The 22889-nt window shown below is 68.7% G+C and carries 18 protein-coding genes, 1 tRNA gene and 2 pseudogenes; 10 read left to right on the forward strand and 11 right to left on the reverse strand.

Features of this window, described 5'->3' with window-relative positions; genetic code table 11:
* The 4 genes and pseudogenes from ACAH41_RS18185 to ACAH41_RS18200 all read right to left on the reverse strand — a co-directional run.
* A pseudogene (locus ACAH41_RS18185) lies at window positions 1-104 on the reverse strand (F0F1 ATP synthase subunit C); the annotation flags it as partial.
* A 69-nt stretch (window positions 105-173) separates the two neighbouring features.
* On the reverse strand, window positions 174-1052 hold the full coding sequence (gene atpB / locus ACAH41_RS18190) for a F0F1 ATP synthase subunit A (RefSeq protein WP_325647955.1): 879 nt from the start codon (window positions 1050-1052) through the stop codon (window positions 174-176).
* A gap of 21 nt (window positions 1053-1073) precedes the next feature.
* On the reverse strand, window positions 1074-1415 hold the full coding sequence (locus ACAH41_RS18195; RefSeq protein WP_325647954.1) for an ATP synthase subunit I: 342 nt from the start codon (window positions 1413-1415) through the stop codon (window positions 1074-1076).
* A gap of 335 nt (window positions 1416-1750) precedes the next feature.
* Entirely contained in the window at window positions 1751-2662 is a 912-nt protein-coding gene (locus ACAH41_RS18200) for an SMP-30/gluconolactonase/LRE family protein (RefSeq protein WP_325647953.1), read from the reverse strand.
* Between the two features lie 245 nt (window positions 2663-2907).
* Here ACAH41_RS18200 and ACAH41_RS18205 point away from each other — a divergent pair, with 245 nt between their 5' ends.
* Window positions 2908-4767: a S8 family peptidase gene (locus ACAH41_RS18205; protein WP_325647952.1), complete on the forward strand. Its 1860-nt coding sequence runs from the start codon at window positions 2908-2910 to the stop codon at window positions 4765-4767.
* A 36-nt stretch (window positions 4768-4803) separates the two neighbouring features.
* Here ACAH41_RS18205 and ACAH41_RS18210 read toward each other — a convergent pair whose 3' ends face one another.
* The 3 genes from ACAH41_RS18210 to ACAH41_RS18220 all read right to left on the reverse strand — a co-directional run bounded on the left by ACAH41_RS18210 (window position 4804) and on the right by ACAH41_RS18220 (window position 8528).
* The gene (locus tag ACAH41_RS18210) at window positions 4804-5670 is read right to left on the reverse strand and encodes a LytTR family DNA-binding domain-containing protein (RefSeq protein ID WP_325647951.1); all 867 of its coding nucleotides are present in this window, start codon (window positions 5668-5670) and stop codon (window positions 4804-4806) included.
* A gap of 108 nt (window positions 5671-5778) precedes the next feature.
* Entirely contained in the window at window positions 5779-7197 is a 1419-nt protein-coding gene (locus tag ACAH41_RS18215; protein WP_325647950.1) for a histidine kinase, read from the reverse strand.
* A 143-nt stretch (window positions 7198-7340) separates the two neighbouring features.
* Window positions 7341-8528: a septal ring lytic transglycosylase RlpA family protein gene (locus ACAH41_RS18220; protein ID WP_325647949.1), complete on the reverse strand. Its 1188-nt coding sequence runs from the start codon at window positions 8526-8528 to the stop codon at window positions 7341-7343.
* Window positions 8529-8797: 269 nt separating this feature from the next.
* Here ACAH41_RS18220 and ACAH41_RS18225 point away from each other — a divergent pair, with 269 nt between their 5' ends.
* The 5 genes from ACAH41_RS18225 (at window position 8798) to ACAH41_RS18245 (ending at window position 12861) form a co-directional block, all read left to right on the forward strand.
* Window positions 8798-9310 (forward strand): hypothetical protein, encoded by a 513-nt coding sequence (locus ACAH41_RS18225; protein WP_325647948.1) that lies wholly within the window; start codon window positions 8798-8800, stop codon window positions 9308-9310.
* 147 nt (window positions 9311-9457) lie between these two features.
* Window positions 9458-10111 carry a hydrolase gene (locus tag ACAH41_RS18230; RefSeq protein ID WP_141289958.1) on the forward strand — a complete coding sequence of 218 codons (654 nt, stop codon included), beginning with the start codon at window positions 9458-9460 and terminating at the stop codon, window positions 10109-10111.
* Between the two features lie 114 nt (window positions 10112-10225).
* Complete coding sequence (locus tag ACAH41_RS18235; RefSeq protein WP_325647947.1) at window positions 10226-10534, forward strand: XapX domain-containing protein; 309 nt, start codon at window positions 10226-10228, stop codon at window positions 10532-10534.
* Window positions 10527-12413, forward strand: coding sequence for an amidohydrolase (locus ACAH41_RS18240; protein ID WP_325647946.1), 1887 nt, complete (start codon window positions 10527-10529; stop codon window positions 12411-12413). Before ACAH41_RS18235 ends, ACAH41_RS18240 begins: the two co-directional genes overlap by 8 nt.
* 1 nt (window position 12414) lies before the next feature.
* Window positions 12415-12861: a DoxX family protein gene (locus ACAH41_RS18245; RefSeq protein ID WP_325647945.1), complete on the forward strand. Its 447-nt coding sequence runs from the start codon at window positions 12415-12417 to the stop codon at window positions 12859-12861.
* Between the two features lie 54 nt (window positions 12862-12915).
* Here the strand turns inward: ACAH41_RS18245 and ACAH41_RS18250 are convergent.
* Window positions 12916-14583, reverse strand: a pseudogene (locus ACAH41_RS18250) (methyl-accepting chemotaxis protein).
* Window positions 14584-14764: 181 nt separating this feature from the next.
* Between ACAH41_RS18250 and ACAH41_RS18255 the strand changes: the two are divergent.
* The 3 genes from ACAH41_RS18255 to gorA all read left to right on the forward strand — a co-directional run bounded on the left by ACAH41_RS18255 (window position 14765) and on the right by gorA (window position 19947).
* Entirely contained in the window at window positions 14765-16225 is a 1461-nt protein-coding gene (locus tag ACAH41_RS18255) for a carbohydrate-binding protein (RefSeq protein WP_325647944.1), read from the forward strand.
* Window positions 16226-16317: 92 nt separating this feature from the next.
* Window positions 16318-18270, forward strand: a complete 1953-nt coding sequence (locus tag ACAH41_RS18260; RefSeq protein WP_325647943.1) for a PAS domain S-box protein — start codon at window positions 16318-16320, stop codon at window positions 18268-18270.
* Window positions 18271-18597: 327 nt separating this feature from the next.
* Window positions 18598-19947 carry a glutathione-disulfide reductase gene (gene gorA, locus ACAH41_RS18265; protein WP_325647942.1) on the forward strand — a complete coding sequence of 450 codons (1350 nt, stop codon included), beginning with the start codon at window positions 18598-18600 and terminating at the stop codon, window positions 19945-19947.
* A gap of 47 nt (window positions 19948-19994) precedes the next feature.
* On the opposite strand, the gene ACAH41_RS18270 is transcribed toward gorA, so the two are convergent.
* From ACAH41_RS18270 to ACAH41_RS18280, 3 genes are all read right to left on the reverse strand, one after another.
* A complete protein-coding gene (locus ACAH41_RS18270; protein WP_325647941.1) occupies window positions 19995-20615 on the reverse strand; it encodes an isochorismatase family protein in 621 nt (206 codons plus the stop codon).
* A gap of 191 nt (window positions 20616-20806) precedes the next feature.
* The gene (locus tag ACAH41_RS18275) at window positions 20807-21475 is read right to left on the reverse strand and encodes a hypothetical protein (RefSeq protein ID WP_325647940.1); all 669 of its coding nucleotides are present in this window, start codon (window positions 21473-21475) and stop codon (window positions 20807-20809) included.
* 295 nt (window positions 21476-21770) lie between these two features.
* Window positions 21771-21846 (reverse strand) — tRNA-Arg (locus tag ACAH41_RS18280).
* A 279-nt stretch (window positions 21847-22125) separates the two neighbouring features.
* On the opposite strand from ACAH41_RS18280, the gene ACAH41_RS18285 reads away from it, so the two are divergent.
* Entirely contained in the window at window positions 22126-22716 is a 591-nt protein-coding gene (locus tag ACAH41_RS18285) for a c-type cytochrome (protein WP_325647939.1), read from the forward strand.
* Window positions 22717-22889 lie beyond the last annotated feature (173 nt).

Genomic DNA, 22889 nt, shown 5'->3' on the forward strand with positions numbered 1-22889 from the left:
TCCAGGTACTTGCTGCCCATGACGCCGATGCCGATACAAGCACCGAGCGCGCCCAGACCGATGATCAGGCCGGCGGCGAGGGCAACAAAGCTGATGACTTCCATGATGACTCCTAGGTCGAGAGGTTATGTTTACGAAAAGGGAAAAGCGAGAGAAATCCTGAACTGCCGCTGTCAGTGCGAGTCGTGCGCCTGGCCGATGTACACCAGCGTCAGCATCATGAACACAAAGGCTTGCAGCGTGATGATCAGGATGTGGAAGATCGCCCAGGCGGAGCCGGCAATGATGTGGCCGATGGCCAGACCGATGCCGGTGCCCAGACCGACGGAGGCAAAAGCGCCACCCATCAGGGCGATCAGCAGGAAGATCAGTTCGCCGGCATACATGTTGCCGAACAGCCGCATGCCGTGCGAGACGGTCTTGGCGACGAACTCGATGATCTGCATCAAGAAGTTGAAGGGGTACAGCGCCCAGTGGTCGCCGAACGGCGCCGAGAACAGCTCGTGGACCCAGCCGCCGACGCCCTTGATCTTGACGTTGTAGACCAGGCAGACGATCAGCACGGCCAGCGACATGCCCATCGTGACGGACAGGTCGGCGGTCGGCACGGAGCGCAGGTAGGCGTGGTGCGCGTCACCGCCATTGGCGACGACGATCTTTTCCCAGATCCAGGGCAGCAGGTCGACCGGCAGCAGGTCCATCGCATTGAGCACGAAGATCCACAGGAACACCGTCAGCGCCAGCGGCGAGACCAGCTTGCGGCTGTTGGCGTTGTGCACGATGCCCTTGGCCTGGTTTTCCACCATCTCGACCAGGATCTCGACAGCGGCCTGGAAGCGGCCAGGCACGCCGGAAGTGGCCTTGCGCGCCGCGAGCCACAGCACGAAGCAGGTCAGCACGCCCAGCACGATGGAGAAGAACATCGAGTCCCAGCTGACCACCGAGAGGTCGAACGGGCCGTTCAGTTCCTTGTTGCGCCAGTGGGTCAGGTGATGAACGATGTACTCACCGGCGGTGGGCGCGTGCTCTGCGACTGGACCTTCAGTTGACATGATTGATTGCTTCTCGTTCGTTCAACGCTTGCGGCGACCGCGCCACGACAGCGCGAGCCAATAAACCTCGATGCACAGGACCAGCGCCACCAGCAAGGCTGGCCAGCTCAGGTCACGCACCAGCTTCGGCGCCAGCATCAGCATGGCCACCGAAATCCCCATCTTGCCGAACTGCCACAGCATGAAGCTCACGGCGGAAACGCCGGGCGCCAAGCTGCTGAGCCGGCTGGTCATGCCACGCGCCATCAAGGCACCCGGCACCACCACCGCAGCCGCGCCATAAAGCAGCGACCACGCCCACCCCTGTCGACCCGTGACCAGCCATGTCGCCACAGCCAGCACCAGCCCGATCACGGCTTGCACCGCGACCACCCGCCATGGCGACACCGATGGGTGCCGCGCCGCGAGGGCTTGCGCCTGCTCGCGATTCAGGGCTTGAAATTTCGGCTCGCCGCCCTCTTGTTCTGAATCTGCCCAACTGTCAAAGCGGGCCGGCCGATCTGACATGGACGAAAAAGTTCCTTGTGGGAAGCTTCAGGGAAGCTCGGGAGGGCGACAAAGCCTCGGAATTATAGGGTGAAAGCCTGCCTGTCCAAAACCTGTCGGTCTTGGCCTGCCAAGGCCGCCGGAATTGCCCCGGCTTTGCTTGACACCAGCCCCGTTTCGGTGCGAGCACCTGCCGGGCCCCGCGCCACGCCTCAAGCCTGGGCGAAATGCACCGGCAGCCCCGGCACCTCGACTCGCATCTGCAGCACGCAGCCGGCCCAGGGCTGGCGCCGCAGTTCCTCGGCCGGCCGGTTTTCGCGCGAGGTCGTCACGTACAAGGTGCGCAGGTCGTCGCCGCCAAAACACGGCATCGTCGCGCAACGCACCGGCAGCGCCACTTCCTGCAGCGGCGTGCCGTCCGGCGCCAGGCGCAGCAGCCGCTGGCCTTCGAACATTGCGACCCAGTAGCAGCCCTCGCTGTCGACCGCCGCGCCATCGGGCCGTCCGCCATACGAGACCAGGTCCTGGCCCGCCTGCTTCAGCGGGAAGCTGGCGAAGACCCGCTGGCGCGACAGCTCGCCGCTGGCAGGATCGAAGTCCAGCGCGTAGACCGTGTGGGCCTTGGTGTCGCTCCAGTACAGCGTGCGGCCGTCCGGGCTCCAGGCCAGGCCGTTGCTGACCGTCACGTCGCCGGCCACGCGCGCCAGGTGCTCGCCTGACCACCGGTACAGCGCCGCCAGCGCCGGCTCGCGCGGCTCGTAGAGGGTGCCCACCCAGAACCGTCCTTGCGCGTCGGCCTTGCCATCGTTGAAACGCTCCTTGCGCGGGTCGTAGGGCGCTCGCGCCAGGCGGCTGCGCTCGCCGCTGCCCGTGTCGAAGGTCCACAAGCCATCGCGCATGGCCAGCATCAGCCCGCCGCCCAGCAGCGGGGCGATGCTGCAAGGTTCCGTCTCGAAGGCCCAATGTTCGTGCGCCACCGTGGCCGGATGGAAGCGGTTCAAGGTCTTGCCCGGGATGTCGCACCAGTACAGCGCCGCCTGCTCCGGGTGCCAGAACGGCGACTCGCCCAGCAGCGAGGGCGCCACCGGCAGCGGATGGGGGTCGAACAGCAATTCAGCAGGCATCGGCGATCCTCGGAAGATTCGGCAGGTCATCGGTTGGCAGCGCTGCCAGCAGGCCGACATTGTCGGGGCGACGCCCCCTCGGAAGAAACAACCCGGTTACCAAACCTCCGCGCCCGCGCCGGCCGTGCCTCGCGTGACGCAGTGCACACCGGCGCCACCCGTGGCAGCGGCCAACCCTGGATCCCGGCGCGCAGCGGACGAAGTCAAAGGAACGTCGAGCTTCGACGCGCCCACGATTGCCCGGCATGCCGTTCCGACCCGAATCCTCCACGCCCCACTTCATGCGCCACGCCCGCGCCGATGCGGCCCGCGCGAAGGCGATGCCGCGCTCGCCGGCGGCCACCGCGATCCGCATCGCACTGGGCGCGCTGCTGCTCGCCGGCAGCGCCGTGGTGCTGTGGCCGGGTCCGGCACATGCGCGCGCATTGCCCGCCACGGTCGACCCCACATTGGAAGCCGATGCCTGGACCGACCGCCTGGTCGTCGCCTACCGCACGGCCGAAGCCACGCCGGTGCGCCGCACGCTGCTCAGCGCCACCCACAAGACCCAGCAGCATCTGCAGCGCTTCGGCCTGCAGGCGCTGGACAGCCACAGCACCGCGCAAGGCGCCCAGGTGCTGCACCTGAACCGCTGGGCCCGCGCCGCGGAGCTGCGCAAGGTGGCAGCCGCCATGGTCGCGGCCGACCCCAACATCGCCTATGCCGAGCCGGACCTGCTGATGCAGCCGCAATCGGCGCCGAACGACCCGATGTACGGCCAGCAGTGGCATTACTTCGAGCCCACCGCCGGCCTGAACCTGCCGGCCGCCTGGGACCTGTCGACCGGCAGCGGCATCACCATTGCGGTGGTCGACACCGGCGTGCGCCCGCATCCCGACCTGGTGGGCAACCTGCTCGCCGGCTACGACTTCATTGCCAACAAGACCACCGCCGCCGACGGCGATGGCCGTGACGCCGACGCGACCGATCCCGGTGACGGCTGCGGCACCGCGGCCGCCAGCTGGCACGGCACGCACGTTGCCGGCACGCTGGCCGCAGTCGCCAACAACAACCTGGGCGTGGCCGGCGTGGCCCATGGCGCCAAGCTGCTGCCGGTGCGCGCGATGGGCTGCGGCGGCGGCTACAACTCGGACATCGCCAGCGGCGTCGTCTGGGCGGCCGGTGGCAGCGTCAGCGGCGTGGCCGCGGCGGTCAGCAGGGCCAAGGTCATCAACCTCTCGCTGGGCAGCAGCGGCAGTTGCTCAGCCACGATGCAGTCGGCGCTGGACCAGGCGCGCAGCCTGGGCGCCACCGTGGTCGCCGCGGCCGGTAACAACAGTGGCGCGACATCCAAGTACTCGCCTGCCAACTGCCGCAACCTGATCGTCGTCACCGCGCTGGGCCGCGAAGGCAAGCGCGCCAGCTACGCCAATTTCGGCGCCGAAGTCGACGTTGCCGCACCGGGCGGCGACATGGCCACCGGCAGCGCCAACGGCGTGCTGTCGACCTCCAACACCGGCATGCTGACGGTGGGCAGCGACAGCTACCGCGTCGAACAAGGCACCTCGATGGCCACGCCGCACGTGGCTGGTGTCGCCGCGCTGATGCTGGCGCGCAACCCGGCACTGACGCCGGACGAAGTCGAAGTGCTGATCAAGAGCAGCACCCGCAAGATCCCTGGCGCCTGCACCAGCTGCGGCACCGGCCTGGTGGACGCCGCCGCCGCGGTGCGCGCAGTGTTCCTCGGCAGCAGCGCGCCCACGCTGGTCACCGAGGTCGAGCCCAACGACAGCCACGCCCAGGCCCAGCCGCTTGGCAGCTTCCCGGTCAAGGTCAAGGGCAGCATCAACCGCAACGGCGACCTGGACACCTACCGCATCAGCGTGCCGGCCAAGGGCACGGTCAAGGCGCGGCTGATCGGCAATGCCGAGTCGGACTACAACCTGGCATTTCGCAATGCAAAGAGCGTGGTGCTCGCCACCAGCGTCCGCGCCAAAGGCCTGACCGACGAACTCAGCTGGACCAACAGCGCCGCGACTGCAGCCGACCTGTTTGTGCGCGTCTCGCGCGCCAGTGGCGGCGTTGGCGACAGCGGTGGCCGCTACACCCTGGAAGTGACTCGATGAGTCACCCGGCCTGGCATCCCGCGAAGCCGCATGCCTCTACATTCCTTTGAACAGGTGAGCGTAGCTGCGGCTCACCTCTAGTTTTTGGTTGTGACCCTTCACGGCCACGATCTGGCGGCCGCGGAAGTCGCGCGTGATCGAGCCGATCGCGTTGACGGCCACCAGCGTCGAGCGGTGGATCTGCCAGAAGCGTTGCGGGTCCAGCTCGTCGACCAGTTCCTTGATCGGCTTGCGGATCAAGGCCTCGACCTGCAGTGTCTGCACCCGGGTGTATTTTTCGTCGCTGATGAAAAACAGCACGTCCTCGACCGGGATCATCTGGATGCCCTGGCCGACCGTCGCCTGGATCCACTTCAAGTACTGCGGCTGCGCGCTGCCGCCTGCCGCCAGCCGGTGCAGCAACTGCTGGATCGGCGGACCGTCCAGCGCCGCGCTGCTCGGCGCCGGTGCTGAGCCGGCATCGTCTGCCGCACGCCGCGCGGCCAGGCGCTTGGTGATGCGCTCCACGGTGCGCTGCAGGCGGTCGCGCTCGGCGGGTTTGAGCACATAGTCGGCCGCGCCCTGCTCGAAGGCCTCGACCGCGTACTGGTCGTAGGCGGTGATGAAGACGATCTCCGGCAGCCAGCCGTCGTCGCCCACGTCCATCTGCGCGATCTGCTTGGCCGCCTCCACGCCGGTCATGCCGGGCATGCGGATGTCCAGGAACACGACATCCGGCCGGTGCTGCTCGACCAGCTCGACCGCCTCGGCGCCGTGCTTGGCCTCGGCCACCAGCTCCAGCGCCGGCCAGACTTCCGCCAGCCGGGCGCGCAGCTGTTCGCGCATCAGCCGCTCGTCGTCGGCCAGCACCCCGCGGGCCGGCGGGAAAGGGGAATGGGATGGGGCGGAGGCGTCGTCGGTCATGCGCGCAACTTTAGATCAAGGAGGAGGCAAGGAAACGCAGGGCCGCCCCAAGTTTCCTTACCCCCTCGGGGGGCGGGCCGGGCGAAGCCCGGACCTGGGGGGCCCACATCACAGCGGGCGGCCAGGGGTCTCGACTGGGCGGTACGGCACGGTGATGGTCACCACGGTGCCGCTGGGCTGGTTGGCCGCCACCGTCAGGCTGGCCTTGCTGCCGTGCAGCAGCTGCAGCCGCTCGCGGATGTTGGCCAGGCCCACGCCGGTGCCGGAGGTGGCCGCGGCGCCGAAGCCCACGCCGGTGTCCGCCACCGTGACCTGCAGCTTGCCGTGCACGATCTCGGCCGTGACACGCAACGTGCCGCCTTCAGGCTTGGGCTCCAGCCCGTGGCGGATCGAGTTTTCGACCAGGGTCTGGATCATCATCGCCGGGAACTCGGCCGACAGCAGGCCTTCGGGCACGTCGATGCGCGCGTCCAGCCGCTCTTCCATGCGCACCTTCAGGATCTCGACGTAAGGCTTCACGACCGCCAGCTCGCGGCCCAGGTCGCGGGCGCTGGCGTCCGCGGTATCGCGCATCGTCGGCATGCTGGCCCGCAGCAGCGCGATCAGGTTCTTCTGCATCTGGCTGGCGCGCGGCGGGTCGGTCTCGATCAGGTGGTCGATCGAGGCCAGCGTGTTGAACAGGAAGTGGGGCTCGACCTGCGCCTGCATCGCGGCCATGCGGGCTTCCACGACCTGGCGCTTGAGCGATTCGGCCTCGGCCGTTTCGGTCGCTTGCGCGGCCTTGACCTCAGCCTGCATCCGCCCCTTGTAGGTGAACTTCAGGATCGCCGAGGCGACGATCCACAGCAGCGCCAGGTCGCTCAGGAACTCGCCATAGCGCACGGTGCGGATGCGGGTGCTGGGGCCGTCCTCTTCCTGGGCAGCGTCCCGCACCGCTTCGGCAGCGGCCTCGACCGCTTCGCGCTGGGCGTCGCGCGCCTGCTCCAGCGCCTCGACCACCTGCTCCTTGGCCTCCTTGACTGCGTCGCGCACCTCGTCCGAGTCGGCATCGGCGGGCAAGGCCACGTGCACATGCCTGTCGCCGATGTTGATGTCCACCCCCGGCTGCTCGGCCGAGGCCGCGCTGGCCGGTGCCGAGGCGGCCTGCGGCTTCTCCTCCAGCCGCACGCCGTGCTCGTCGATCGAGAACTCGAACGAGCGGCGGGGCGACGACGCCGGTGCGGCCGGCTTGGGCAGGACGATGTGGATGTCCGGCGCCGAGACCGGCGGAACGGGCGGCACCGTTGGCAGCGTGATCTTCGGCCGACGCGTGGCCACCACCGACTCGGTGAAGGTCCACTTGAACGGCGGCAAGCTCTGGACGAGGTGCACCACGACCAGCAGCAGCACCGACAGCACCGCAAATCGCCGCCAGCTGATGCGGACCAGCCACGTGCCGTAGGCGTGGAAGGCCCGCATGCAGCCGGCGACAAACTGCTGCCAGCGCTGGGCTGGCGTGTCTTGGGAGGAGGGGAAAGAAGGACTCATGATGTTCGGACCCGCACGGAACGACGACGGCATGGTTCGAAATGTAGGCAAGCCGCCGCCGCCCTGCAGCCGGGTTGCGACGCGCCGGCCGGTCGCGAGGACAGGCTGCACTTGGCGCCGACCAGACGGACAGGCGGCGCCATTCAGCGCCGCTCGACGATCACCGGCACCAGCTGCAGCGTGCTGCGCACCCGCTCGCTGGCCTCCCGGGCCTGCTCGCGCGAGACATACGGCCCGGCCTGCAGCCGGTGGATGCCGCCTTCGCTGAACACTGCCAGCAGCGGCGCCAGCCAGCCCAGCTCGTCGGCCACCCGCTGGTGGAAGCTCATTGCACCCTCGCTGCGGCTGAAAGCGCCCAGCTGCAGCCAGAAGCCGCTGGCCGCGGTGGTGTAGGAACGGGCCTGGGTCGGCGCGGTGCGGCTGTTGGACGGCAGCGGCGCCGCGTCGCTGCCCGGGGCGGGCATCGGCAGGCGGCTCAGCTCGGCCGGCGGGCGCGGGTTGCTGCTGGCCTGCGGGTCCGGTGGCGGGTCGTCGCCCGCAGGGTTGCCGCTGGCGGCCAGCAGGGTTTGCGCGCGCAGCGCGTCGCTGCCCGGGCCGGCGTCGGCAGCCGCCGCGGCGTCCACCGCAGCCGGGGCCAGGGTGTTCGCCGGCATGCCGGCCAGTACCGGTGGCGGCACCGCGGCCGGCGGCGCCACGCGCTCCATCGGGCTGCCGGCGGCCAGCACCGGCGGCGAGCTGACCGAGGGCCAGGCGCCGGCGCGGATGTCGTCGTTCGTCAGCCGCGTGACCTCCACCGCCGACACGCCGCCCTGCACGCCCAGCTTCACGGCCGCCGTCCACGACAGGTCGATCACCCGGTCCTTCGAGAACGGCCCGCGGTCGTTGACACGCACGATGACCTCGCGGCCGTTGGCCGGGTTGCGCACCCTGGCATAGCTGGGGATGGGCATGGTGCGGTGCGCCGCCGTCATCGCGTACATGTTGTACAGCTCGCCGCTGGCGGTGCGCCGGCCGTGGAAGCGCTTGCCGTACCAGGAGGCCAGCCCACGCTCGGCCAGCGGCTCGTCGCGGGTCAGCGGCGTGTAGCTGCGGCCCAGCACCTCGTAAGGCTTGTTCGGCCCGCCACTGGCAATGGGCTCGACCTGCGGCAAGGCGTCCGGCACCTGACGCGGGTCAGGTCCGCTGCCGGCCGGGGGCGGGCCATCGGGCCCGGTGCCAGGGCCGCCGGTCGCGCTCGGCGTCGTCGTGCAGCCGGCCAGCAATGCCAGCAAGCCGGCGCAGAGCCAGGCTGCAGGGCGGAAAAATGGCGAGGCAGCCAGCGCAGAGGTCAACCGATCAGGCTCCGGACAAGGTGGACGCGAGGGTGGCCCCGGTGGGCCGCCGCGTGGCCTGCATTCTGCCGCGCGATGCCAGCCGGCTTGTTTCAGGCCTTGTCCGGCAGGCCCACCCCCTCCTTTTGGCCTAGGCAGACCCCCGCCCGTGGCGGCATGGCGGGCCGCGCCTGCGCCCGCAAGATCGCCAGTGCAGGGGATTGGCAACGGCGGGCGAGGCTCGCATGCTGGACCGCGCCCCTTTTCATCCCCATCCACAGGAGCACCCCATGTTTGGACTGACTTCCATCGGCGTTGTCCACACCGCCATCAGCCTGGTCGCGCTGGTGACCGGCGTCTGGGCGCTGGCCCGGGACCGCGAGATCTCGCCGCGCAGCGGCCTGGGCCGGACCTACCTCTGGACCACCATCTTCACCTGCCTGACCGGCTTTTTCATCTTCCAGCACGGCGGCTTCGGCAAGCCGCATGCGCTGGGCATCATCACGCTGCTGGTGCTGGCGCTGGCCACCGTGGCCGGACGCACCACGCTGCTGGGCCGCAGCAGCCGCTACGTCGAGACCATCAGCTATTCGCTGACGCTGTTCTTCCACTTCGTGCCCGGCCTGACCGAAACCTTCACCCGGCTGCCGGCCGGCTCGCCAGTCTTCAGCAGCCCGGACGACCCCGGCCTGCAAAAAGTGGTGGGCGTGTTTTTCCTGGCCTTCCTGGTGATTGCCACGCTGCAGGTGCGGCGACTGCGCGCGGCGTCCAGCGGCCACTCGGTGCTCGGCAAGCTGGCCTGAACCCTCATCGGGATAGCGTCACCCTGTCCATGCGGATGATGCGATGCCGGCGTGACCGCCGGAGACTGCGGCTGAGCCTCCTGGGTGCCGCGCCGTTGTGGCGGCACCCGGGCCCACCCCGCCAAATGTCCCTGAAAGGTCACGCCCATGTCCATCACCGCCACCCCCACCCCCGGCCCGCTGCTGCTGAGCCCGACCGACCACGTGCTGGTCATGATCGACTTCCAGTCGCAGATGGCCTTTGCCACCAAGTCCATCGACGCGATCGTGCTGCGCACCAATGCTGCGCTGATCGCCAACGCTGCCGCCGGCTTCAAGGTGCCCACGGTGCTGACCACGGTTGCCGAGAAGAGCTTCTCGGGCCCGATGTTCGACGAGATCGCCGCCGCCTTCCCGGGCCAGGAGATGCTGGACCGCACCTCCATGAACACCTGGGAGGACGCGGCCGTCATCAAGACGCTGAATGCCATCGGCAAGGACCGCCTGGTGCTGGCCGGCCTGTGGACCTCGGTCTGCATCGTCGGCCCGGCCCTGTCGGCCATCGCCCAGGGCTACGAGGTCTATGTGATCACCGACGCCTGCGGTGACGTCTCGACCGAAGCGCACGAGCGCGCCGTCGAACGCATGATCCAGGCCGGCGCCCGCCCGATGACCTCGCTGCAATACATGCTGGAACTGCAGCGCGACTGGGCCCGCGGCGAAACCTATGAGCTGACCACCGGCATCGCCAAGAAATTCGGCGGTGCGTATGGCCTCGGCGTGATCTATGCCAAGACCATGTTCGGAGCCCATGAAGGCTGACCAGCCTTCATGTGTTTGACGAGCCCCTCACCAAGGGGCCTGACCCGCGGACTGGCAGCGCCAGCTCCGCGGTCTTCGCTGGGTTAAAACCAAATCACTGCCGGTGCTGCTCGCATGAAACCCTACCTTGTCTCCGCGGCCCTCGGGCTGCTGGTGGGCGTGATCTACGCCTTGTTCAACGTGCGCTCGCCGGCGCCGCCAGTGATTGCGCTGGTCGGGCTGCTGGGCATCCTGGTGGGCGAGCAGCTGCCGCCGCTGGTGAAGAAGGTGCTGCAGACCGATTCCGCGCCGGTGTCCTGGCTGCAGCACCAGGTCAAGCCGCACATGTTTGGCGAGCTGCCGCGCTGCGCTTCAGCCCAGGCCGCCACCCCTGTCCAATCACCTGCCGGAATTTCTCCGGGCGAAAGCAACCCGCATGGCTGAGAACCTCACCCCTGACCTGATCCTGCATCGCGGCCTGTTCACCACGCTGAACCGCGCCCAGCCGACCGCCAGCGCCGTCGCCATCAAGGACGGCCGCTTCCTGCGCGTGGGCCAGGACCACGACGTGATGCCGCTGGCCGGCCCGCGCACCAAGGTCATCGACCTGCGCGGCAAGCGCGTGCTGCCGGGTCTGATCGACAACCACCTGCACATCATCCGCGGCGGGCTGAACTTCAACCTCGAACTGCGCTGGGACGGCGTGCGCAGCCTGGCCGACGCGATGGCCATGCTCAAGGCCCAGGTCGCCAACACACCCGCCCCGCAGTGGGTGCGCGTGGTGGGCGGTTTCAGCGAACACCAGTTCGCCGAGAAGCGCTTGCCGACGCTGGAAGAGCTGAACGCGGTGGCGCCGGACACCCCCGTCTTCATCCTGCATCTCTATGACCGCGCGCTGCTCAACGGCGCCGCGCTGCGTGCCGTCGGCTACACCCAGGACACGCCCGAGCCGCCGGGTGGCCAGATCCTGCGCGACAGCGCCGGCAACCCGACCGGGCTGCTGCTGGCCAAGCCCAACGCCAACATCCTCTACGCCACGCTGGCCAAGGGCCCGAAGCTGCCAATCGACTACCAGCTGAACTCGACCCGCCACTTCATGCGCGAGCTGAACCGCCTGGGCGTGACCGGCGCCATCGACGCCGGCGGCGGCTTCCAGAACTATCCCGAGGACTACGAGGTCATCGAGCAACTGGCCAAGGACGGGCAGCTGACGATCCGCCTGGCCTACAACCTGTTCACGCAAAAGCCCAAGCAGGAGAAAGACGACTTCCTGCGCTGGACCGCCAGCTCGCAGTACAAGCAGGGCGACGACTACTTCCGCCACAACGGCGCCGGCGAGATGCTGGTCTTCTCGGCGGCTGACTTCGAAGACTTCCGCGAGCCGCGGCCGGACATGCCGGCCAACATGGAAGACGACCTCGACGGCGTGGTGCGCATCCTGGCGCAGAACCGCTGGCCCTGGCGCATGCACGCCACCTACGACGAAACCATCAGCCGCGCGCTGGACGTGTTCGAGCGCGTCAACCAGGACATTCCGCTGGCCGGCCTGAACTGGTTCTTCGACCATGCCGAGACGATTTCCGAGCAGTCGATGGACCGCATTGCCGCGCTTGGCGGCGGTGTGGCCGTGCAGCACCGCATGGCCTACCAGGGCGAATACTTCGTCGAGCGCTACGGCCACGGCGCGGCCGAGGCCACCCCGCCGGTCGCCAAGATGCTGGAAAAAGGCATGAAGGTCTCGGCCGGCACCGATGCCACCCGCGTCGCCTCGTACAACCCCTGGGTCTCGCTGTCGTGGCTGATCACCGGCAAGACCGTGGGCGGCATGCAGCTCACGCCGCAGCGCAACTGCCTGGACCGCGAGACGGCGTTGCGCATGTGGACCGAAAACGTGACCTGGTTCTCCAACGAGGTCGGCAAGAAGGGCCGCATCGAGGAAGGCCAGCTGGCCGACCTGGTGGTGCCGGACCGCGACTTCTTCGCCTGCGCAGAAAGCGAGATCGCCGACACCAGCGCGCTCTTGACTGTCGTTGGCGGCAAGGTGGTCTGGGGTGCGGGCGACTTCGCTGCGCATGACGACAGCGCGCCGCCGCTGCCGATGCCAGACTGGTCGCCGGTGCGGCGCTACGGTGGCTACGGCGCCTGGGGCGACCAGTCGCAAGCACCGCTGGCCCGCGCCTCGGCTGCAGCGGCCGCCTGCGCCTGCGCCACGTCCTGCGGCGTGCACGGCCACGCACATGCCAAGGCCTGGGGCAACAAGGCGCCGGTGTCCGACCTGAAATCCTTCTGGGGCGCCCTAGGCTGCGCCTGCTGGGCGGTTTGAGATGGCACGTTCCACCCTCAAGATCGCCCCGCTGCCTGGCGCCGACCTGGCGCCGGCCTCCGGCCTGGCCTCCCCCATCGTGCGTTGGCTGGCCATGCTGGGCCTGTGCGCGGCCTACCTGCAAGGCGGGCTGGTGAAGGCTTTTGACTTCGCCAGCGCCGTCGGCGAAATGCAGCACTTCGGGCTGCAGCCAGCGATGCCGCTGGCACTGGCCACCATCGTGCTGGAACTGGTCGCGCCGGTGATGATCCTCAGCGGCCGGCTGCGCTGGCTGGGCGCGCTGGCGCTGGCGGTCTTCACGCTGGGTGCCACCTTCGTCGCCAACCGCTTCTGGCTGGCCGAAGGGCATGACCGCTTCATGCTGATGAACGCGTTTTTCGAGCACTGGGGCCTGGTTGGCGGCTTTGTGCTGGTCGCCTGGCTGGACTGGCGCGAGCGCGACGCATAGCGCAACCGGCCCGGGCACTGCCCGCGGCCGGCGTTCATGCCGGCCGCAACCCGATCAAGCCGGCAGCTGGAAGCGGCCCACCGCCGCCGACAGTTGTTCGGACTGTTCGCGCAGGCTTTGCGAAGCCGCGGCGGACTCTTCGACCAACGCGGCGTTCTGCTGCGTGACCTCGTCGAGCTGCTGTACCGAGCCGGCGATCTCGCCGAGGTTGCGCGACTGTTCGTTTGACGCGGCCGAGATGCCATTGATCATCTCGGTGACGCGTTGCACCCGCCCGACGATCTCGGACATGGTGCTGCCGGCGCTGCCCACCAGGCGCGCGCCGCACTCCACCCGCTCGGCGGACGTGGCGATCAGCGTCTTGATCTCACGCGCCGCAGCGGCCGAGCGCTACGCCAGCGAGCGCACTTCGCTGGCCACCACCGCAAAGCCCTTGCCCTGCTCGCCGGCCCGCGCGGCCTCCACCGCGGCGTTCAGCGCCAGGATGTTGGTCTGGAAGGCAATGCCGTCGATCACGCCGATGATCTCGGAGATGCGGTTCGAGCTGTCCTGGATGTCCTGCATCGTCGTCACCACTTCGGAGACGACCTGGCCGCCGCGCTGCGCCACCTCGGCTGCCGAGCCGGCTTCCTGGCTGGCGGCCCGGGCGGCTTCGGTGGAGCGGTTGACCGTCGTCGTCAACAGGCTCATCGAGCCCGCCGTGCGCTGCAGGTTGGCGGCCGTGGCTTCGGTGCGGGTCGACAAATCCTGGTTGCCCAGCGCGATCTCGCCGCTGGCCGCGCCGACGTTGCCGGTCGCGTCCCGCACCTGGGCCATGACGTGGGCCAGGCCATCGCGGGTGCTGGAAAGCGTCTGCATCAGGCAGCCGATCTCGTCGGGCCGGCCGATCGGCACGTCCACCGTCAGGTCGCCCGCGGCAATCGCCGCCAGCGCGGCCTCGGCCTGCTGGAAGCGGTGCTGCAGGCTGCCGGCAAAGCGGTGGATGAAGACAAAGACCAGCGCGCACACCACCAGGCTGATGGCCAGCGTGACACCGGCAAAGCGCAGCGCGTCATTGCGTACCGCGTCGATGTAGACCCCCGAACCGACCACCCAGCCCCAGGGCGCGAAGCCGGCCACGTAGCTGCGCTTGGGCACCGGCTCGTCACTGCCCACACGCGGCCAGAGGTAGTCCACATGACCGCTGCCCTGGGCTTTCACGATGTTCGCCATCTCGACGAACAGCTGCTTGCCCTTGGGGTCCTTGGTGTTGGTCTGGTCGGTGCCGTCCATCTCCGGCTTGATCGGGTGGGCGACCATGTGTGCCGTGACGTCGGTGATGAAGACGTATTCCTTGCCTTCGTAGCGCATGGCCATCAGCTCGGCCTTGGCCTTGGCCTTCGCTTCAGCCTCGCTGATCTTGCCGGCGGTGGCTTCGGCCTGGTACTTCTGCACCGTGCCAAGCGCCTGCGTGACCACCGCGCGCGTGGTGTTCAGGCGCTGGCTGATCGACGACTCGTAGAACGCCAGTGCGGTGTACGCCGCCAGCCCCAGCATGGCCAGGGTCAGCATCAGCGCCATCAGGCGCAAGCGGGTGGTGAGGGACAAGGTTTTCATGGGTGGCTCGAACAGCAAGGCACCGGCACCTTGCCGGAGGTCTGTGGTTGTTTCGGCCCGATCCCGCCGAAGCTGACCCCCTGGCTTGACGGACATCCAGGCAAATGAGGCCGCCGCGTGATGCATCGCACGCCACGCCGCACCGCCTCACTGCCAACACGCCTGCTTACGGCTTGACAGGTATCTTACTGGTTCTATTTATGCATAACCAATTGAATGCCAATAGCATCGCATCGCCCTCGCCTCATCGCTGTTTTCATCCACCATCTGCTCAACAGGCGGGGCCTTCTTCGAGGAGATCACCGCCATGTCGATTCCTGTTTTCAACCCTGCACGTGCCCGGCTGGACTGGCTGGCCGCGCTGTCGGCCGTCGTCGCCGCGGCCGTGCCGCTGGGCAGCGAGGCTGCCACGCCGCTGGAGCAGCCCGTCACGGCGCAAGCCGTCGCCGCCTGCCAGACCTGGGCGGCCAGCACCGTCTACGTGGCCGGTGACACCGCCACGCGCAACGGCATCTCGTACAAGGCCAACTGGTGGACCCAGGGCGACGACCCGGCCACGCACAACGGGGGCGCCGGCAGCGGCCAGCCGTGGACGCAGATCGACAGCTGCACCGGCACGCCGCCACCGCCCCCTCCTCCACCTCCCCCGCCACCCGCTCCCGCACCGTGTGCGGCCTGGAGCGGCACGGTGGCCTATGCCAAGGACGCGCTGGTGACCGAAAACGCGGTCGGCTACCAGGCGCTGGCGCAGACGCTGAACCAGGAACCAGCCACGCACAACGGCAGCGCCGGCAGCGGCCAGCCGTGGACCAAGACCACCGCCTGCGACGCACCGGCACCGACCGCGCTGGTCTTCGGTTCGTACAAGGACATCACCGTCAACCTGAACTGGAACACCAACGAGCTGTCGACCCAGGTCACCGGCTCGCTGCAGCCGGTGCTCAGCGTGCTGCCGGCGCAGCAGCACTCGGCCACGTGGGCTTTTGCGACCGGCGAATGCGGCGCGGAGAACTGGGCCGGTGTGACGCCTGCGGCACTGGTTTCGGCCAACGTCTCGAAGTGGGTCGCCGCGGGCCGCAAGTACATGATCTCGACCGGTGGCGCGGCCGGCAGCTTCAGCTGCGGCTCTGACGCCGGCTTCGAGAAGTTCCTCGCCACCTACGCTTCCAGCAGTTTCCAGGGCGTGGACTTCGACATCGAGGCCGGCCAGAGCCAGGACGTGATCAACAACCTGGTGGCACGCGTGAAGGCGGCCCAGGCCAGGCACCCGACGCTGCGCTTCAGCTTCACGCTGGCCACGCTGGGCGGCAGCAACACGGCGCAAAGCCTGGGCGACGCCGGTGTGCGCACGATGAACGCGATCCAGGCCGCCGGCCTGAGCAAGTACATCGTCAACCTGATGACCATGGATTACGGCAGCACCAACGCCAACAACTGCGTGATCGGCAGCAATGGCTTGTGCGACATGGGCAAGTCGGCCGTGGCCGCGGCCACCAGCCTGCACAACCACTGGGGCGTGCCGTACAGCCAGATCGAGATCACGCCGATGATCGGCGGCAACGACACCCAGGACGAGACCTTCAGGCTGGCCGACGTGGACACCGTCGCCACGTTCGCGCTGGCCAACAAGCTGGCCGGCGTGCACTTCTGGTCGCTGGACCGGGATGTGGACTGTGCGCCCGGCTGGGCCTCGCCGGTCTGCAACAGCTACGGCCAGGCCGGCACCTGGGGCTTCACCAACCGCTTCGCGCTGAAACTGGGGCAGTGACACCGGGGCAGTGAGACCGGCGGCGATGGCTATCATCGCCCCTGGTCCGGCCGGAAGCAGCCCGCTTCAGCGGCCGGCCGGAGGTGACACCGATGGACCATTCCGCCAGCCCACTGCCCGCCATGTCGGTCGAACACCGGTACCGGCTGCTGGTCGAAGCCGTGACCGACTATGCGATCTACCTGCTGGACACGGCCGGCCACGTGTCGAGCTGGAATGCCGGTGCGCAGCGCTTCAAGGGTTATGCCGAGAGCGAGATCCTGGGCTCGCATTTCTCGCGCTTCTACGTCGACGAAGACCGGCAGAAGGGCCTGCCGGCGCGCGCGCTGGCCACCGCCGAGCGCGAAGGCAAGTTCGAGGGCGAAGGCTGGCGCCAGCGCAAGGATGGCTCGCGCTTCTGGGCCCACGTGGTCATCGACCCGATCCGCGACGCCAGCGGCGCGCTGATTGGCTTTGCCAAGATCACCCGCGACCTGACCGAGCGCCGCCTGGCCGAGGCCACGCTGCGCCGCAGCCAGGAGCAGTTCCGCCTGCTGGTGCAGGGCGTGACCGACTACGCGATCTACATGCTGGACGCAGACGGCTTCGTCAGCAGCTGGAATGCCGGCGCGCAGCGCATCAAGGGCTACACCGAGGCGGAGATCCTGGGCCAGCACTTCTCGCGCTTCTACACCGAGGAAGACAAGCAGGCGCAGGTGCCCGCCAGGGCGCTGGCCACCGCGCTGCAGGACGGCCGCTTCGAAAGCGAAGGCCCGCGGGTGCGCAAGGACGGCTCGCAGTTCTGGGCCCACGTGGTGATCGACTGCCTGCGCGACGAGCACGGCGCACTGATCGGCTTTGCCAAGGTCACGCGCGACGTGACCGCCAGGCGCGAGACCCAGGCGGCGCTGGACCTGGCCAGGGAATCGCTGCTGCAGGCGCAGAAGGTCGAGGCCATCGGCCAGCTGACGGGGGGCGTGGCGCACGACTTCAACAACCTGCTGATGGTCATCGTCAGCAGCATGGAACTGCTCCGCCGCCGTGCCGGTGACGACGCCAGGCTGCAAGCGCTGGTCGGCACCGCCTTGAGCGCCGCCAGGCGCGGCGCCTCGTTGACCCAGCGCATGCTGGCCTTCGCCCGCCGCCAGGAACTGACGCCGGTGACGGTGGACGCGCTGGCGCTGGTGCAGGGCATGCAGGAACTGCTGCGCCAGTCGCTGGGCCCGGCGGTGCTGCTGCAGCTGCCGGCCGCTGCAGCGCCGCTGTATGTGCAGGTGGACGAAAGCCAGCTGGAGCTGGCGCTGCTGAACCTGGCCGTCAACGCGCGCGACGCGATGCCCGACGGCGGCAGCCTGACCATCAGCGTGCAGCCGAGCGTGATCAAGCCGCTGCCGGGCGCGAGCCGCCCGCCCCTGCCCGCAGGGCCCTACGTCTGCATCAGCTTGCGCGACACCGGCCAGGGCATGGACGAGGCAACGCTGGCCCGCGCCACCGAGCCGTTTTTCACCACCAAGGGCCCGGGCAAGGGCACCGGGCTGGGCCTGTCGATGATCGACGGCCTGGCCTCGCAGCTGGGTGGCCGCTTCGTGCTGCACAGCCGGCCCGGCGAAGGCACGGTGGCCGAACTCTGGCTGCCGGCCGTCAGCGCTGCAGGAGGCGCGCCGGCCACCGGCAGCACCACTGTCGCGCCGACCAGCCAGGGCCTGCTGATCCTGGTGGTGGACGACGATGAGCTGGTGCTCAGCAGCGCGCTGGCCATGCTGGAAGAACTGGGCCACCGCGCGCTTGGCGCCGCCTCGGCCAGCGAGGCACTGCAGCTGCTGCGCAGCGAGCCCGGCATCCAGCTGCTGCTGACCGACCACGCGATGCCGCACATGACCGGCGCCGAGCTGATCACCATCGCCCGCCGCGAACTCCCGGACCTGCCCGCCATCCTCGCCAGCGGCTTTGCCGAAGTCGCCATCGGCCAGTCCCCGGTCAACGCACCTCGGTTGATCAAGCCGTTTGACCTGGAAACGCTGGAAGCCTCAGTGGCCAAGGCCATGGTGCCAAGCCTCAAGCTCTGAGCGTTGCCTTAAGGCTACGCCGAACAAGTCCTGCGTGCCGCGGCGGATTCAGGCGGGAGGCCAGGCTAGGCGCGAGCCGCAGCCCAGGCTCATGCCTGGGCAAGGTTCGCAACGACGCCTGGCGCCCGCCTGAACCGCCCCGAAGGGCTGGCGAGATAACGGGCCGCCTCGGTCGTTGCGCCGCTCGGCGTCGGGCAGAGAGCCCGACCTTCGCGTCGCGCCTACGACCCGGCCCGTTCTCTCGCCAGCGCGGCATGCAGGACTTGTTCGGCGTTGCCTTAAGCTCCGCCAGCTTCTTCACTTCGGCCACTCGCCACGGGATTCGACATGGGCAACAGCTTCGACCACGACTTGTTCGTCATAGGCGCCGGCTCAGGCGGCGTGCGCGCTGCGCGCGTGGCGGCCGGGCATGGCGCCAAGGTGGCGGTCACCGAGGAGTTCCGCGTGGGCGGCACCTGCGTGATCCGCGGCTGCGTGCCGAAGAAGCTGCTGGTCTATGGCGCGCATTTCGCCGAGGACCTGCAGGACGCGCGCCGCTTCGGCTGGGACGTGCCCGAGTGCGGCTTCGGCTGGCCGGCGCTGCGCGACACGGTGCAGGCCGAGGTCTCGCGCCTCAGCGGCCTGTACCGGCAGACGCTGGACAACCACCAGGTCACGGTGCTGGACGAGCGCGCCACGGTGGCCGGCCCGCACGAGGTGCTGCTGGCCAGCGGGCGGCGTGTCACCGCCAAGGTCATCCTGGTGGCGACCGGCGCCTCGCCGGTGCTGCCCGCCATCGAAGGCGCGCAGCTGGGCATCACCTCCAACGAGGTGTTCCACATCGAGCAGCTGCCGCGGCGGCTGGTGATTGCCGGTGGCGGCTACATCGCCAACGAGTTCGCCGGCATCTTCCATGCGTTTGGCGTGCAGGTCACGCTGGTCAACCGGTCCTCGCAGATCCTGCGCGGCTACGACGAATCCATCCGCGACCGGCTGCAGCAGATCAGCCTGGCCAAGGGCATCCAGTTCCGCTTCAACGCCGAGCTGGCGCGCGTCGAGAAGGCCGACGACGGCAGCCTGCGGCTGCACATCACCGGCAGCGACCCGCTGGCCTGCGACGCGCTGCTGTTCGCCATCGGCCGCAAGCCCAACACCGAAGGGCTGGGACTGGCCGAGGCCGGCGTGGCGCTGGACGGCCAGGGCGCCGTCAAGGTGGACGCATACAGCCGCTCGAGCGTGGACAGCATCTACGCGGTGGGCGACGTGACCAACCGGGTGCAGCTGACGCCGGTGGCCATCCGCGAAGGCCAGGCCTTTGCCGACACGGTCTTCGGCGGCAAGCCCCGCACGGTGGACCACAGCTGCATCCCGTCTGCCGTGTTCAGTGCGCCGCCGATGGCCGGCGTGGGCCTGACCGAAGCGCAGGCGCGCAACCGCTACGGCGACATCAAGGTCTACACCTCGGACTTCCGGGCGATGAAAAACGTGCTGGCCAACCGCCACGAGCGCGCGCTCTACAAGATGGTGGTGGACGCCACGACCGACAAGGTGGTCGGTCTGCACATGATCGGCCCGGACGCGCCGGAGATCCTGCAGGCCGCCGCCGTGGCCGTGAAAGCCGGCCTCACCAAGCAGGACTTCGACGACACCGTGGCACTGCACCCCAGCATGGCCGAGGAGCTGGTGTTGATGCGCTGAGGCGATGCGGCGGACGGAGCCTCCGCCCTGTGTTCACTGCCTCATGCTCATAGCATGTCACGCGCGTAGTTCAGCCCGATCCCGTAGCCGCCGCCATTGCCCTCGACGATGGCTCGCGCGGCATCGTAGGTGTCGTGCCGCGTCCAGTCCCGCTGCAACTCCAGCAGGACCTGCAGCCAGCTCGTCATCCGGGCGCCGGCGTGCGCCATCCTCCTGAGAGCCATCTCATGTCCGGTGTCGGTCAGGCCGGCACAGGCATCGGCAACCACATAGGCATTCAGGCCCTCTTGCTGGGCACACAGCACAGGCAACGAAATGCAGGCTTCGGTGAGCATGCCGGAGAACAGCAGGTTCATCCGGCCCGACTTGAGAATCGCGTCCCGGGTCGCATCGTCCTCCCAGACGTTCATGTTCCGCCGGTCATGGACTGGATGCTCGGGCAACAGCGCCCGCAATGCCGGAAGAAGAGGGCCGCTGTAGACCTTCGTCGCCGAGGTGCTGACGATGATGGGCAGGTCAAAGGCCAGGGCCGTCCGAACCAGGGCCACCGTGTTGTTCAACAGCACTTGCCGGTCGATCGACTGGGCGCCAAAGGCCAGGCCGGCCTGATGGTCGATCAGCACCAACGCGCAGTTGTCGGGCGTGAGCAGGGTGTCGGGGAGTTTCATCGTGATTCCGGGATTCGACTGTGAAATGACCTGCCGCGCCCACATCGGGCGCGGCCAGCACACTCGAACGATCCGCGATTTCACCGCCACGCACATCTTCCAGATAGGCTAGACCAGGACGTCCCGGATTGGGCTTCGCGCGGCGAGCCCGCCCAGGCATCGGACTCGGTGGAACTACTACGGGCACACCCTCACCGGCGCCGTCCTGACGCCATGCGTGGCCTGCATCGCCGAAGGCACTTCGACGCGGCGCGCCATCGAGCGGCGGGTCGTGCCGTCGGGCAGGCGCTCGACCTTGATGCACAGCCCGGGTCCATGCCCATCGCAATGCGCTCCTCGAAGGTCGGCACCGGCGTGTTGCTGCGCGGGTCCAGCACACCCGGATTCGCGAAGGACTCCCGCAGCACCTCGCGGCTGGGCGTGAGCACCAGCGCGCCCGAAGCCGCCCGGGCCACCGGCACCGGCACGCCAACCTCGGCGCCGTCCAGCCCAACCTGCCCCGGCAAGGCTGCGGCCGGCGAACCGGGGCGGGACTCGGTGATCGGCACGATCAGCCCGACGGGCGCCGGCTCGACCGCGGCGCCAGGGCTTGGCGAAGGCGAAGGCACGGCGAAGCTTCGCGGCGACGGCGGCGCGGGCGCCACGCTGCGCTCTGCCTGCTGGCGCACGCTGCGCAGCACCGGGTCAGGCAGCAGGCGCATCCAGGTGACGACAGGCGATTCATCCGCGCGCGTCAGCAACTGCTTGGTCTGCCAGCCCGACTGTCCCAGCACCAACACCAGCGCCCCGTGGACCAGCACCACCACCACGACCGCCACGGCACGCCGCCGCACCGGTGCGGCACGAAAGTCCAGCTTCAACCGGTTTGTCCGGTAGACCCGGCACGCACGCATGCCGGAAGCGGGAAGGACTGGGATTTCATGGCGCGTGGCAAGGACACATCAAACCCACGATGCTAAAAGCCACGCACTGTGGACTTTCATGCGCCAACGTCAGCGTGGGTAAAGATCTGGTGGGTGGCAGCCGATGCAGCAGCGCCACGCCATTCGGGCTGCGGATCGTGCAACGATCGGGCCACAAGTTCGAGAGCGCCTTCACAGGCCAGGCTTCGAAATTCGGCGGCTCCTCGGTGATTCCCCAGTGATGCTTCACTGGTGGTGCGCCCGGCTGGGATCGAACCAGCAACCCCTGGCTTCGGAGGCCAGTACTCTATCCATTGAGCTACGGGCGCCACGGAGAGGAACGCGGATTCTAGCAGGGCTGCGGCGGCTGTTGATGCGGGGCGAGGCCGGCGCCACGCAGGCGGGGGCTGGACTTGATCCATGTCTAGCGCAGGTGACCGGGGTGGTGCACGCGGTGCATACCCCGCCCCGTCCAGGCGGACCCGCTGGCTATACTCGGGCGCTTGAGCGGCCAGGGCGCCCGTGCACTGGCCGTCGGCCCGAGGTTTCAGCGATGCTGACTGCCGCGGGCTTGCGATAGATCAAACACCAAGCGAGACGAGGACCTCATGAGCGACGCTCACGTTGAAGCACACGGCGCCCCGCACGACAGCGCGCATGACGGGCCACACGAGGGGCCGATCAAGACGCCCAAGCAGCTCGTGGTGACGGTCGTCGCCTCCTTCCTGGTGCCCATCGTGGTGATCATCATGCTGATCAACTTCGTGGCCTTCGGCAACAAGGAAGCGGCAGGCACCGACGCGCTGGCGCCGGAAGCGGTCGCGGCGCGCATCCTGCCGGTCGGCGCAGTGGAGGTTCGCGCGGCAGGTGCCGCATCGGCCCGCAGCGGCGAGCAGGTGTTCCAGGGCCAGTGCTCGGCCTGCCATGCCAGCGGCGCGCTGGGGGCGCCGAAGTTCGGCGACGAGGCCGCCTGGGGCCCGCGCATCAAGACTGGCTTCGAGGCGCTGTGGCAGTCTGCGCTGAAGGGCAAGGGCAGCATGCCCCCGCAGGGTGGCGGCGATGCTTCCGACTACGAGATCGCGCGCGCGGTGGTCTACATGGCCAACAAGGGCGGCGCGAAGTTCGACGAGCCGAAGCCGCCGGCCGATGCTGCCAGCGGTGCCGCCGCCCCGGCATCCGCCGGAGCGGCCAGCCAATAACGCGCTCGGCCCCCTGCCAGAAGCCGCCCGAGAGGCCAATGCCAGTCAGTTAAGCCCTGACTGGCATTTTTTTGATGGGTACTTGCTGCGACTGGAGCGTTTGACCACACGTGGGAAGCTGCGTCCGGCACGGCGAGGTGGCAGCACGTAGTAGCGGGCCTGATCCAGCAGGC

Origin of the sequence: Ideonella sp., assembly GCF_041287625.1 — a bacterium.
Lineage (GTDB): Bacteria > Pseudomonadota > Gammaproteobacteria > Burkholderiales > Burkholderiaceae_C > Ideonella.